Here is a 12,048-nt window from a genome sequence, read left to right as displayed (position 1 = left end):
GAGTTGGGCCGGCAGCTCGTCGCGATTATTAGCGAAGTGTATTGATTCGCGGAACAGCAACCTCCCGAATTCGAATCGGCCGGCGCCGCGAGCCCAGAAAGGTACAGGTTGGGTTGATCGAAAGCGAAACTCATCAGCCGAAGCGGGGACCCTGCGATTGAGGCGACGTGCCGGGCCCATTGGATTTTGCAAGCGCTTTCCGAGAAGAACGCGAACGCTTGGCAGAGCAGGCAAGGCGTGCTCCGGGTCTGGTGTTGATCCTACCGTTGAACAGCGAATGGAAATGCCACAGGTGCGGCGGCAGCGGTGATGCAGATTTAGGCGTCCGGAAAGCTTGGCTGCTTCTGCGATCGCGATTTGCAAAGAAAGAGAAGGTGGTCCGGCGGTGCATGTCGGAGTAGCCTTGCGGTCGCTGTGAAGCCAAATTGCTGTGAATCAGCACGGTCCAAGAACCCCGTCCGATTCCTCCCGAACGCATTGATTGGATGAACGAGTTTGATTGGTCACAGGGGTCCCGATCGGCGCGGATCGGGATCCCACCTCGAACCGATTTTCTCGATTGTCTTCAAAGCATTGCTGCTTTCGCCCGGAGGGGTCCGACTCCGGTGCTGATTCACACTCATACTCGAACGCAACGCCTTCCGGCTCGTGTTCCTGCAGCCATGTCTCAGCAGCGATCTCGCTCGCAAAGACCTTCAGGTGATCGCGGTCGCCAACTTATTGCTTGTTGGTGTCGACGTAAATCAAAACGGTCGTCGGATTCTTCATTGGCCGGAAAGCCCGTATCAGGTTCGGGAATTTTGTATGTCTTACGTTCTAGGCGCGCCCATTGCATCGCCTGGCGATAGTCACGGCAGCGGAGAATCATTTCCTGGTCCCGAACGACAACCACAACATCGCAAATCGGAGAATCCGGATAACTCCGGATCGTAACTGCCGGCGGAGCGTATTTGCCGGTCATCGCAACATCTTTCTTTGCCCGGAAGCATTTCCCCGGCTGGATGACACGGGGCGGTAACAGCCGGACAGCTTCACGGAGCGCGGTCCCTGAGTTATCGACTCAAACTAGCCTGAGAAGATTCGTTCCACCCGCCAGAGCACAATTAGCCCAAGGTTTTTTGTCCGCTACTGGTCCCAGGAGGCGTTGGTGCACACATGCCACCCGCGCCATCACGCCTTACAAGTGGGTGCATCCGGACGAGGAGAGGTGAGTCCGACCGGGGGGCTGATTATCGGACTCTTGTTCGAACGCCGTCAGTCGAAGGCAGGCCCAGCGTTTCGCGGAGAAGGGTGACAGCGGCTTTTCCAATATCTTGAAAGCTCAACAGCACTTCGTCGGGTGCCTCGCGCACCTCCCCGACCGTCTTGAGCCCAGCGGCCGCCAGCATGTTGCGAATACGCGCCGGAAATTCAACATCGGTGATCGGCGTATTATCCGGAAGTTCTTGGGTGGGATCGAGCATAGCCAATCCCTTTGGTTGCAGTTGATACGCCTTCAATGTCCGCGAGGGTCTGTTTGTTCCAGGGCGCTAACGCTACAAAAACCCGCCCCCGATGGAAATGAACGGTTCGCCTCTCAGGGGCAACCGATCTAGCTCTGCTCAAGTTTGATGGTGGAGACCGGCCACTTCCCATCGTGGTCCTTAATCGAGATTCGCAGACCGTGAAGCTCGTCAAGCCAAACTTTTTTCTACGGTCCCAGCCTTTCCATCGGTGAGGATTACAGCCTTGCCGACGAGCTCGGTCTGGGCCTTCTCGAATGCACGGAGGATGGTTGATGCACGGCGCTTGATTGGCATGCTTGCCTCCGAAGCGAGAGGAGGTATTTGCACAGGAGGTCGCCGGATTGTCGCCCTCGCCACCCGCCGACCAAACGCGCGAAATTACGCCTTTATCTTTGGGTGCACCCAGACGGGGAACGGGCAGCGGCTATTTAGGCTGCTGCTGCTCAACCTTCGGCCTCGCCGCTTCCTGCGCCCGCTTTGCCATCCATGCATCGTATTCCGGCGTGCCGCGGCGCGGCGGTGCGTCTTCCGGCAGGCCGCCCATCCAATGCGGCATGTCCGCGATATGTTCGCCTGCGGTTCGACCGCTCGCGCACGATGACAGGGAAACGCACGCAAGGCACAGGAGAGCCGATTTGATCGCGGGCGTTCCCTTCGCCTTCAGCCGAGTTCGCATGACAGCCTCTGGTCAGTCCCTGTCGACGAGACTACCGATCAGCCGGGCAAGCGCTTGATGCTCGGGGCCTGCTTTGCCTCCTCCAAGAAAGTCTCCGAGCTCGATTTTGGTCGCCATTCCGCCCGAAGGCACGTTGGCTTTATGTAAGACGAAAACACGTCCATTGTCATTGCGACAGAGCAACCATCGGTCGCCGTTCTCGCTGTGGTAAATCTCGCGCTGGTGATCGGACATCTCGGCCTCCGCGGAATCAACCAACGGCGAACCGCCTTCGTTCCCTGCCGTTCACTGATCCCGCGCCAGCTTGCGGCGTCCCCAATGATGCTATTTGCCGGAGCTGTTGAATACTCGCTCGACATTTCGGTTAAGCGCTCTCACGACACCGATCCGGGCGAACATCGTCGGGCCGCCGAGATCCGCCACCAGGATGAGCGCCTCGATCGTGGCCTGCCATTCGGCGAGGGCGGCTTCTTTCGCCGGAAGCGCTGTGATGTAGGCCGCGTCGCGAAGAAGGACGAGCTTGCCGCCGTCCGGCAGCGCGACCTGCTCGTCGAATTCTCGGCCCCAGCCTGACGAAAGCTCTGACATTTCCCCGCCCCGGGTCGCATCCAACCGGAGGTGAGAGTGCGGCACAAGGGGAAACGGCCCCAGCGGTGGACGCCGGGGCCGCCAACCTGGTTGGCAGGTTTTCTTCCGGTTGGGGCTTTCGGGGGCATCTAAACCGGAAGCAGGAACCGACTCTTTCGGGCGCTCCTTGGTTCCAGTGTGTCAAAACGAAAACGGCCCCAGCTCCTCGGGGACATGGACGAGCTGGGGCCTGATCATGGCAGCCACCGAGCCAAACCGGACGCGACACGAACTCGTTCCGGGAACATTGCAACTTTTTCCCGACGGCGGGGTGTTCCTAATTCGCAGTTGCGAGTGTCCTAATAGGACAGCACCATGTTCGGGCGCTGTCCGTATTTAACCCCAGTGTCATCTTTGGAGTGTCCTAGTTGCCCAGGAAGGGTATAGCGTTCGGGAATGAAGGACATCCTGACGTACTTGGAGAAGCTCCGCTGCGATGCTGCGGAGTGCGCCATTATCCGTGACCTAGCCACCGATGTTCCGAAACGAGAGCTATTCTCAAGCCTAGCCGAGCACTTGAGTTTGCTGGCGTCAACGGTCGAACGCGAGATCGCGGCGCGCGGGGAGTCGCCAGCCCTGTAGTGCTCCGGCTAGGAACAAAGTTTCGCATGTAAAGGCCGCCTCAGTTGGCGGCCTCTTTTCAGTCATCGTGAACCCCCGCGGAGAGCCATCAAGCAAAGCTGCTGGGCGGGACCAGGCAGCGGTTTTCCAGCTTCGGCCCGGATGATCAAGCTGACCGAGAAGCGGGAGATCACGCCCTACAAGTTGGTGCATCCGGATGAGGAGCGGTAGGCCGGGCGGTGTGCCGCGGCCATCAGCGTTCTGTGCGCTCGGAGATTGGCCTCAAATCGGGATCATCATTTAAGGAATGAGAGGTTTCCATCTGCAGAGTGCTCCGTTGCAGGGGCCTCTTTTGCGCATCTCCCAAGACAAACCAGACAATCACGCCAAACAGGACCGAAGCCGCGGCAATGGTAAAAAGGTCGCGGACCATGGGTGTGTCCTCCCTTTCGCTGTCCAATACGAAAAGGAGGCGAACGTTCCTCGAGCCGCTGCTGATCGCGAGCGGCGCGCCGTTCTAAATGCTGGCGCCGGCGAATTGATTGCGGCGCCTCGCCGCAATTGGCCCCGTATGTGCATCTCAACCTGAAACAGGAGGACGCAATGAAGCGGGACCTTTGGCTCACAGCGGCGTTCTCGCCGTCGGCGTTACCGTCTGGATCTTCTGGGGCAACCCGGAGAACGTGCCCCGCATGCATGCCGTCGCCCAGGCGATGAATGCAGACCCGGCACTGAAGCTCGTCTCCGAACGGAGCCCCTACATGCGGAACGAACGTTAGACACAGGCTCCTTAAGAAACGGCCCCAGCTCGGGGGCGTCTGAGGCCGTTCTGGCTCGGTAGCGCTCAGCGGGCGGCGGAGCGCACCCGACCATTCCAAGGAGCGGGGACGGGATTGGTTCCAGATCCCAGTGGCCTGTTTTGTTCTTGCGAGTGGCCGATTTCGGCAGTACCCGACGCTATTGGTCGGTGCGCGCAGTCACTCTGCCCATCTCGTGTCTACCCGATCGAGGGCTTTAAGGGTGCATCCGGACGAGGAGCGGTGAGCGGCGAGGGCCAGCAACGTGGTGCAGCTGAGGGCCTCGCGATTGACTTTCCAGGCTACACGCTGGCGCTGGAGCCGAACCGACGGGTTCGCGTAGGCTGAACCGGTAGTGAGATATCAACCACGAACCCCCAGGGTAATCATCTGCAACGACACGCCACGCCACCCGACTGTACCCGCGGTCGGCATCGTCGGGGCTCAGCCTGGATTTGTAAAGAGCCGCAGTCGATACTGCAGGAAAACTATGCAGTCGCACGCTGGCTGCGCGTCATCACGGAAGGAGTTGTCGAGCGCCGCTCTCGTTCCGCGCCTGCTCGGTGAGACGAGCGAGCTTGTGGAAGCGGCTTCTGTTAATCGCAGGGCTCCTCCTTTCCGTCCCGACCGTGCTTGGGAGTGCGCGCCGCGGCTTCGACCAACTCAATTATTTTGCGACGTTTCGCACTATCCTTGATCCTTGCGAAGGCCCTCAACAGCCTAAGCGTCTCAATCTCCTCACGGGCAATGGTCATCCAATCTCCGAGCAATGAATTCAGGAGATACGGCATGACAAAAGGAAAACCCCCGCCCTGATTGTGGGGATCATTCCGCAACCTGACCGGGCGCGCTAGGCCACAGTGCGGTGCACTCGTAAATAGATCGCGCTGCATCCAACGCGGTACCTAGTCAGACGCTTCCAAAGTTCGAATCATATCGTTGCTCTCGAAACAGCCTGAATTTGTTGACTAAAGTGCGCAATGCATATGAGCAGTTTCATGGAATCGGTCGTCTACTTAGTATGCCGAGGATTCGCACCGAGGAGAATTCCCATGTCAGCACAAATCGTTTTGCTACCGGTTTTTGTTCTGGTCGGTCTTACCTTCGCGTTTTTGTTGGTCGGTGCGCGGCGAGGGGTGCTCGCGGGCGGAGAGACTCTGACTCCCCAGTCCGAGCTGCCGCTATTGTTCTATACTTTGGTCGCGCTGGCGCTACCGCTGCGCCATGCGGATCTCGTCATCGTGTTGCTGTCCTGGGTGTTCGTGGTGACGTGCTTCGCCCAAGCCGGAATTTTCGCAACGTCGAACGACGCTCGGCGGCGCTCTATGGCCTCGCTTGCGGGCGCAATGGTGCTTTTCGCGATGTGGATCTACTTCGCCCTGAGAATTCTTCTTTTGATCTAACAGCGGGCAATGAAAAGGCGACAGGTGCCGCGACCGTCAGCGCGATCATTCATCATTCCATTGTGAGCCGGTCCGCTCATTTCCCCTTCGCTTTCCGAGCAGCCAGACCTTGAGCTAGCTTCTTCTCGAATTCGGCCCGCCTTTCCTCTAGCATTACAGTTGTCGTTTTTTGAAGTGGGCCCGTTGGGCGGCGGCCTGGTGAGTTCTGCGCCAGAGTGACCATGCGATGATGTGTGCGGGTTGGATCCGCTTTCGGGCGAGCCTGATGGCGATGCGGCGGACTTCCTGGATTGACCAACGGATCAATGACGGATTGGTGATATTTTGAGTTTTGCCGTGGTTCGGCGTTTCGTTTTTTTGGGCGGCGGCGAATTGGCGCGATGGCGGATCACCGCCATCATGGCGAAGGCGAGCATCACCAGGGAAACGTGGCGATGCCACCCATGCCAGGATCTGCTCTCGTTGTGATCGAGCCCGAACTCGTTTTTCGCGGTCTCAAAGCTGTCCTCGATCGCCCACCGATGGCCTTCGACCGCCACCAGCGTTTCGATGGATGTTCCCGCTGGACACCAGGTGGTGAAGAAGGCGAGATCGCCATCGGCGATACGACGACGGATCAGCAGACCTCGTGTCCAAAGACCATGATTTGCGCTGTAAAATTCTTCGACCTCGAGATCGGCCAATTCGAGATAGCACCAATCGTGCAGCCGCGGTCCTTTGGTTCCGGCCCCTGCCGACAGGCGTTTCCAATCGGACGCGCGCCGCGTCCGAGCGATGTCCGCGGCCTTGCCGGCGACCGATCGCCGCTTGCCCCAGGATTGAAATACATGAGCGCTGCTGACCCCGAGCACGTAGCCTTTGCCTGCCCGGCGTAATTGCTGTTCGATATCGCCAACACCGTAGACAGTATCACCGGCAACCCACTTGAATGGTACAGACGCGGCTATGGCGCGTGCGATCATGCTCGTTGCAAGCTTTGGCTTGGTCGCAAAGCCGGCACCGGGAGGCACATATGCGGCTTCCAGACGATCTGGATCGTCGGTCCATTCCTTCGGAAGATACAGCGCGCGATCGATGAACGCATGACCGTGGCGCGACACGTAGGCGGCGAAGACGCCGATCTGGCAGTTCGTGATCTTGCCGGCGGAACCAGTGTATTGCCGCGCCACCCCGCACGACGCCTTGCCCTGCTTGAGAAAGCCGGTCTCGTCGATCACGAGCACCGCATCGTCATCCGCCAAATGCTCGATGACATAATCGCGGACGATATCGCGCAGACCATCAGCATCCCAATCCCTGCGACCCAGGATCGCCTGTTGCCGCCAAGGACCGGGATCGCCAGCTGCCTCCGCGCGCATCCAACCGGTCTTGCGTTGCTCATCTCCGAGCAGGCTTTCCAGAAACAAGCCTGCATTCCTCGCAACACGATCTTGATTGAACAACGGACGTATCCGTTGCTTGATCTCACGAAGCGACGCCGCCCACAGCGCAAGCGTCTCTTCAATCGACGCTGGCCGCGTCCACGATCTTCGAATCATGGTTGCCCATGGATTCAGAAAACTGCATAAAAGGCAACTGTAGTGCTAGCCCGAAGTTTGCTCGTGTCGTCAGGAGAGACTTGAGTCAGTGCAGTGGGTTAGGGTGGGAATGATCCTGTGATTGTGTCCATGTAAGGGGATTCCCAAATCGGCGAGGATATGATTCGATTCGGGCATGTTCATCGAGATGGTGCCCAATCGAGACTCTCCGCCTGCGGTGTTGCTGCGGGAGAGTTATCGCGACGAGCAAGGCCGTTCGCAGAAGCGGACGTTGGCCAATCTCAGCAAGCTGCCGCGTGATATGATCGATACGTTGAAGGCGGTGCTGAAGGGCGGAACGGTCATCGGCACTGGTCCGCAGGAACTGGAAGTCGAGCGCTCATTGCCGCACGGCCATGTTGCGGCGGCGCTTGGAATGATCCGCAAGATTGGCCTCGACCGGTTGATTCTGGGTGCGGCGAAGGATCCGGCCTCGCGACGCTGCTGCGATCTCGTTGTCGCCATGGTGGTTGATCGGTTGATTGCGCCACGATCGAAGCTGGGCTTTGTCCGCGCGATCGATGAGGAGACGGCGGTATCGAGTCTGGGCGCGGTCTTGCACCTTGGCCGGGTCAAGGAGCGGGAGGCCTATGAGGCGCTGGATTGGCTGCTCGAACGTCAGGGCCGCGTCGAAAATGGCTTGGCGCGGCGGCATCTCGAAGACGGCGTGCTGGTCCTCTATGACGTCAGCTCATCTTACTTCGAGGGCCGCTGCTGCCCGCTGGCGCGCTATGGCCACAGCCGGGATCACCGCAAGGACCGGCCGCAAATTGTCTATGGGCTGCTCTGCACACGCGAGGGACTGCCGATCGCCGTGGAGGTGTTCGACGGCAACACCGCGGATCCCTCAACCTTGAGCGCGCAGATCGAGAAGGTGAAGGATCGCTTCAGGATCAGTCGTCTGGTGCTGGTCGGAGATCGCGGCATGATCACCTCGGCCCGCATTCGCGACGAACTTAGGCCCGCGAATCTCGATTGGATCACCTGCCTGCGTGCACCGGCGGTGCAGGCGCTGGCCGCGGAAAATGGGCCGTTACAGCTGTCGTTGTTCGATGATCGCGATCTCGCCGAAATCAGCGCGCCGGACATGTTCCCAGGCGAACGGCTGATCGCGTGCCGCAATCACGACCTCGCCGCCGAACGGGCGCGCAAGCGTGAGGACTTGTTAGCAGTGACTGAACGCGAACTGGCCCGGATCGAAGCCAAGGTCCGGCGCAGGAACGCTCCCTTGCGTGACGCTGCCGAAATAGGTCTGGCGGTCGGCGCGGTTCTTAACAAAAGAAAGATGGCCAAGCACTTCGTCGTTACGATCCGCGATGGTCATCTCTCCTGGCATAGACGGCTCGATCAGATCGAGGCAGAGGCGCGCCTCGACGGCATCTATGTGATCCGAACCAGCATGCCTGCCGAGCATCTGAATGCCGCAGAAGCAGTTCAGGCCTACAAGGATCTCTCGCACGTCGAACGGGCATTCCGATCCCTGAAGAGCGTCGATCTGGAAATCCGGCCGATCCGTCATTGGACCGCGGACAGGGTGCGGGCTCATGTCTTCCTGTGCATGCTCGCCTACCATGTCGAGTGGCTCCTACGGGAGGCCCTAGCGCCGCTGTTGTTCCACGACACCGATCTGGCAGCAGCCAAAGCGGAGCGAACTTCTCCAGTTGCGGCCACCGCACCGTCAGACGTCGTCAAGGTCAAGAAGACAACCAGGCGATCGGCAGACGGTCAGCGCGTCATGAGCTTCGGTGACCTCATTGCGCATCTCGGAACACTCGCTCGCAACACCATGCACGTGCCCGCGCGCCCCAAGCACCGCTTTACCCTTCACTCCAAACCAACCGCCCTCCAGGAGGCGGCCTTCGATCTGCTCGGGCTCAATCCCGTTCGTGTCCAGTAACCGAGTAGCCTCGCGGACGAATGATCAAACCGCATCAGATACTTATGCGATTCATGGGTGAAAACTTCGGTCTAGCGGCCGATCGAAGAAATTATCCCTCACGTACAACCCGCGCCCTTCATCCTGTTCCAACTTATCGATGTTGCAGTCTTTGAACACGCAGGCAGTGAACGCTAGTTGCTCTGTTAGGTAGTCGATGAGCAGTGTGCATTTCACGAACTCGCAACCGTCAAAGCGAGTGAAAATGCTTTTGCCCCGAAAATCAAAATGCTGGCCTTGAAAGCGTTTGCGCCAGATCACGCGTTCTTCCGGCGGTCCAGCGCTCATTTCCCCTTCGCATTCAGTCCTAGTTCTAGGATGCCCCGTATGGCTTCGGGGCGGGTTACAGGAGGCTTCTGCCTGGCCGCCCATGCATCGACCGCCTTGATCTGTTCGGACTGCAAGCGAACGCCGACCAGCGTCCCGGTCTTGGCGGATCGCTTTCTGACCGGTTTTGCTATGTTATCATAACTTGATTTGGCCATCAGCTATGATAACATAGAAGCAAGCCGGGACAAGGCTGCCACCTCGCTCCCGGCTCTAACCCGAGCCACGAAGGACGCAAATCCAAATGACCCAAGCTGATCGCGTGCATAGCACGCCACCCACAAACATGCCCGCAGATCCGACGCGGCGGCATTTCCTGTCCCAATCCGCTGGCGTGGCCGCCGGTGGCGCTGTCCTGGCGCTGGCGACCGTTTCAGCCTCGGCGGACGCCACGGCGCCTATGGCCGCCCTAGCGCCCTCTGACGTCGATCCCATCTTCTCGCTGATCGAAGACTATCGGACGGCCCGCCCGACCGGTTCAGCAAGTTGAATGCTTCTGCCCACGCCTCGCTCGATGGTAAAATGGAGCAGCACAAGGCAATCTTGGGCGATAGCGAGGCCGTCTTGAATGCCGCTCAGGACGCGGAAACCGAGGCGCTGGACGAGCTCGTCTGGACGGTACCAACCACGATAGCCGGGGTTCTCGCACTACTGGAATTGTTGCCTGAGCTGCGCCGCTCGCGCGTCTTAGCCCACGACCAAGCCGACGCAATCATAATCTCTGTTATCGACGCCTTGGATGACATACACCCGGACGCGCGATTGGAAAACGTGGGGACGGTGTGATGGACATGAACGATGTCGATCTCTCGCTTCATCAAATCGAGCAGATGGCTTTAGTCGCCGTCAAAGTCCACGAGAGCCTGATGGGCAGCGATACCGCCCCGGGGTTCTTCCAAATGCCGGCAGAAGATTCCGAGCTGCTTTCCTTTAGCATCTATGACCCCCTAAAACGGGTCAGGGCACTAAGGGCCGAGCTGCAGCCGCCAGAGTCCGCCACGGCGCCCGTGCTAACGCTCATCCGGGCCCGGCTGGATTGAGCGCGTAAGTGAGACGGCCCGCCGGTCGCGACCCCGGCGGGCTTTTCTTTATTTCCTTTAAAGGATACGGGCCACTCTGCGGGCGACCTTCTGGTGGTCAATACTGTGGCAAGTCGAGAAGCCGCCACCGCTTTCAACCCGGTGGCGGTTTTTTCGCGAAGATGCTTCTTAGCGGCGGCCCGCAGCTTTCCACACGCGCGGAACCATCGTCCGAGATATCTCCAAAGGATATATGCCAGACGGTGTTCGGATAGCTGCCGGCGCACACCAAATGGGTCGTATCGCACATATGCCAAAACTATGATGGCCAGCTTGAGATATCGCATTGCCGTCCTGCCATTCCGCTTGGGCGGGCGTTGTGCGGTTCGCGCCAAACGGCCCCCTCATCTTTGGGGGCGCAAGAGACGGGGCCGCTGGCGGCGGGTGTTACATGAGGGGACCCCGCCGCAAATGGTCAATGCGGATTTCTAAAACACGTTCCTACCCATCAAGGACTACCCCTGCCGCAAGCCGCCGGTGCACATGATCAAGCTGACCGAAACGCGCGAGATCACGCCTTACAAGTGGGTGCATCCGGACGAGGAACGGTGAGCCCGCCGGTTCACGCCCGGCGGGTTTTGCTTGCGGTGTACTGCGCGCCCGCCCTACGCTGCCACCATTGCTTCAAAAGGGAGAGAGCGACGTGGCGACAGGCACTGTGAAATGGTTCAATCCAGCCAAGGGATTTGGGTTCATCCAACCCGACAGCGGCGGCAAAGACGTATTCGTGCACATCTCGGCCGTGGAAAAAGCCGGTCTGAGCAGTCTCAATGAGGGTGCAAAGGTAAGCTACGAAGAGAAGGAAAACCGGGGCAAGACGTCCGCGGAGAATCTGAGAGTCGGCTAACGAGGGTCGGAGTCAATTTCCCGCCGGGTTCACGCCCGGCGGGTTTTTCCTGGGCGGCATGAGTTTATCAAATGCCTGTGGATTTGTGCGCAGCTAGGCGTTGTCGAACAAGGCATATTCTCGCTTTTGCGCCTGTGGATATGCTGCGGATAACTCCATGGACTCTCTCCGCCGGCTGTTGCGCATTTAGCGCACTACGCGAAAAATCGTTCCGCCCCCGAAACGTATGTTCGTTTGTCGACACACGTTCTCGGAAAGAACGCGTAGGCTCCTCGCATTGAATTTTTAAGGTTATCCCTTGCGTCTCGAGGCGTTTGGTGAGTTTTCAAATTACAGTCTTGAAAGTTTTGGCTGGGCATCCCGGGGGCCGCGCTTCGCTTGCCGATCTTAGGCGCGCGGTAGCAATTTTGATTTCTAGCGGCCCCGACTGGACCAATCGGACGAAACGTTTGGCCGCCCGCGCCCCTGATCTCGATATCTTCAGCCAATCATTGGTTCTGCGGGACAATGACGGATGGGAAATTACCCCTGCCGGTTTGGCGTTCCTCGCCGTCATCGAAAGCCCGCTACCCTCGACCTCCGGCAGCGAGCCGCCGTCGGAAGCGATCGCAACGCCACCGCCGATCGCTGCATCGCCGCTTATAAGGCCGATCGTCGCAAACCGGCGCAGGTCACGCCGCCGCCGAACTGGTGATCGCGAGCGGCCATCCTCT

The 12,048-nt window shown here is 59.2% G+C and carries 13 protein-coding genes and 1 pseudogene; 5 read left to right on the top strand and 9 right to left on the bottom strand.

Going from position 1 to position 12,048, the window contains the following annotated elements; genetic code table 11:
• Positions 1 to 667 precede the first annotated feature (667 nt).
• The 7 genes and pseudogenes from V1289_RS08250 to V1289_RS08215 all read right to left on the bottom strand — a co-directional run bounded on the left by V1289_RS08250 (position 668) and on the right by V1289_RS08215 (position 3,802).
• Complete coding sequence (locus V1289_RS08250; protein ID WP_334396475.1) at positions 668 to 961, bottom strand: hypothetical protein; 294 nt, start codon at positions 959 to 961, stop codon at positions 668 to 670.
• A gap of 268 nt (positions 962 to 1,229) precedes the next feature.
• Positions 1,230 to 1,463, bottom strand: a complete 234-nt coding sequence (locus V1289_RS08245) for a DNA-directed RNA polymerase subunit alpha C-terminal domain-containing protein (RefSeq protein ID WP_334396474.1) — start codon at positions 1,461 to 1,463, stop codon at positions 1,230 to 1,232.
• Between the two features lie 128 nt (positions 1,464 to 1,591).
• Positions 1,592 to 1,799, bottom strand: a pseudogene (locus V1289_RS08240) (PRC-barrel domain containing protein).
• A gap of 130 nt (positions 1,800 to 1,929) precedes the next feature.
• Positions 1,930 to 2,181: a hypothetical protein gene (locus V1289_RS08235; protein WP_334396473.1), complete on the bottom strand. Its 252-nt coding sequence runs from the start codon at positions 2,179 to 2,181 to the stop codon at positions 1,930 to 1,932.
• A gap of 12 nt (positions 2,182 to 2,193) precedes the next feature.
• On the bottom strand, positions 2,194 to 2,415 hold the full coding sequence (locus V1289_RS08230; RefSeq protein ID WP_334396472.1) for a hypothetical protein: 222 nt from the start codon (positions 2,413 to 2,415) through the stop codon (positions 2,194 to 2,196).
• Between the two features lie 90 nt (positions 2,416 to 2,505).
• Complete coding sequence (locus V1289_RS08225; protein ID WP_334396471.1) at positions 2,506 to 2,769, bottom strand: hypothetical protein; 264 nt, start codon at positions 2,767 to 2,769, stop codon at positions 2,506 to 2,508.
• Positions 2,770 to 3,622: 853 nt separating this feature from the next.
• A complete protein-coding gene (locus V1289_RS08215; RefSeq protein WP_334396469.1) occupies positions 3,623 to 3,802 on the bottom strand; it encodes a hypothetical protein in 180 nt (59 codons plus the stop codon).
• Positions 3,803 to 5,218: 1,416 nt separating this feature from the next.
• Between V1289_RS08215 and V1289_RS08210 the strand changes: the two genes are divergently transcribed.
• Positions 5,219 to 5,569 (top strand): MAPEG family protein, encoded by a 351-nt coding sequence (locus V1289_RS08210; RefSeq protein ID WP_334396468.1) that lies wholly within the window; start codon positions 5,219 to 5,221, stop codon positions 5,567 to 5,569.
• Positions 5,570 to 5,871: 302 nt separating this feature from the next.
• Here the strand turns inward: V1289_RS08210 and V1289_RS08205 are convergent, their stop codons facing one another.
• On the bottom strand, positions 5,872 to 7,107 hold the full coding sequence (locus V1289_RS08205) for an IS701 family transposase (protein ID WP_334396467.1): 1,236 nt from the start codon (positions 7,105 to 7,107) through the stop codon (positions 5,872 to 5,874).
• 175 nt (positions 7,108 to 7,282) lie between these two features.
• Here V1289_RS08205 and V1289_RS08200 point away from each other — a divergent pair, with 175 nt between their 5' ends.
• Entirely contained in the window at positions 7,283 to 9,043 is a 1,761-nt protein-coding gene (locus tag V1289_RS08200; RefSeq protein ID WP_334395305.1) for an IS1634 family transposase, read from the top strand.
• A 51-nt stretch (positions 9,044 to 9,094) separates the two neighbouring features.
• Here V1289_RS08200 and V1289_RS08195 read toward each other — a convergent pair whose 3' ends face one another.
• Positions 9,095 to 9,370: a hypothetical protein gene (locus tag V1289_RS08195; RefSeq protein ID WP_334396466.1), complete on the bottom strand. Its 276-nt coding sequence runs from the start codon at positions 9,368 to 9,370 to the stop codon at positions 9,095 to 9,097.
• A gap of 561 nt (positions 9,371 to 9,931) precedes the next feature.
• Between V1289_RS08195 and V1289_RS08190 the strand changes: the two genes are divergently transcribed.
• The 3 genes from V1289_RS08190 (at position 9,932) to V1289_RS08180 (ending at position 11,335) form a co-directional block, all read left to right on the top strand.
• On the top strand, positions 9,932 to 10,195 hold the full coding sequence (locus tag V1289_RS08190; RefSeq protein ID WP_334396465.1) for a hypothetical protein: 264 nt from the start codon (positions 9,932 to 9,934) through the stop codon (positions 10,193 to 10,195).
• Positions 10,195 to 10,449 (top strand): hypothetical protein, encoded by a 255-nt coding sequence (locus tag V1289_RS08185; RefSeq protein ID WP_334396464.1) that lies wholly within the window; start codon positions 10,195 to 10,197, stop codon positions 10,447 to 10,449. The genes V1289_RS08190 and V1289_RS08185 overlap by 1 nt, the downstream gene beginning before the upstream one ends.
• A gap of 682 nt (positions 10,450 to 11,131) precedes the next feature.
• Positions 11,132 to 11,335 carry a cold-shock protein gene (locus tag V1289_RS08180; protein ID WP_074279523.1) on the top strand — a complete coding sequence of 68 codons (204 nt, stop codon included), beginning with the start codon at positions 11,132 to 11,134 and terminating at the stop codon, positions 11,333 to 11,335.
• The last annotated feature ends 713 nt before the right edge of the window (positions 11,336 to 12,048 follow it).

Source organism: Bradyrhizobium sp. AZCC 2289 (assembly GCF_036924615.1).
In the GTDB taxonomy this organism is placed as follows: Bacteria; Pseudomonadota; Alphaproteobacteria; order Rhizobiales; family Xanthobacteraceae; genus Bradyrhizobium.
This window is presented reverse-complemented; position numbering and strand designations above follow the sequence as displayed.

Bases quoted from the DNA above. Each gene is read 5' to 3' on its own strand.
- V1289_RS08195 (WP_334396466.1), bottom strand. From the start codon at position 9,370: ATGAGCGCTGGACCGCCGGAAGAACGCGTGATCTGGCGCAAACGCTTT.
- V1289_RS08235 (WP_334396473.1), bottom strand. From the start codon at position 2,181: ATGCGAACTCGGCTGAAGGCGAAGGGAACGCCCGCGATCAAATCGGCT.
- V1289_RS08200 (WP_334395305.1), top strand. From the start codon at position 7,283: ATGTTCATCGAGATGGTGCCCAATCGAGACTCTCCGCCTGCGGTGTTG.
- V1289_RS08250 (WP_334396475.1), bottom strand. From the start codon at position 961: ATGACCGGCAAATACGCTCCGCCGGCAGTTACGATCCGGAGTTATCCG.
- V1289_RS08190 (WP_334396465.1), top strand. From the start codon at position 9,932: ATGGAGCAGCACAAGGCAATCTTGGGCGATAGCGAGGCCGTCTTGAAT.
- V1289_RS08215 (WP_334396469.1), bottom strand. From the start codon at position 3,802: ATGGTCCGCGACCTTTTTACCATTGCCGCGGCTTCGGTCCTGTTTGGC.
- V1289_RS08245 (WP_334396474.1), bottom strand. From the start codon at position 1,463: ATGCTCGATCCCACCCAAGAACTTCCGGATAATACGCCGATCACCGAT.
- V1289_RS08205 (WP_334396467.1), bottom strand. From the start codon at position 7,107: ATGATTCGAAGATCGTGGACGCGGCCAGCGTCGATTGAAGAGACGCTT.
- V1289_RS08210 (WP_334396468.1), top strand. From the start codon at position 5,219: ATGTCAGCACAAATCGTTTTGCTACCGGTTTTTGTTCTGGTCGGTCTT.
- V1289_RS08225 (WP_334396471.1), bottom strand. From the start codon at position 2,769: ATGTCAGAGCTTTCGTCAGGCTGGGGCCGAGAATTCGACGAGCAGGTC.
- V1289_RS08185 (WP_334396464.1), top strand. From the start codon at position 10,195: ATGGACATGAACGATGTCGATCTCTCGCTTCATCAAATCGAGCAGATG.
- V1289_RS08230 (WP_334396472.1), bottom strand. From the start codon at position 2,415: ATGTCCGATCACCAGCGCGAGATTTACCACAGCGAGAACGGCGACCGA.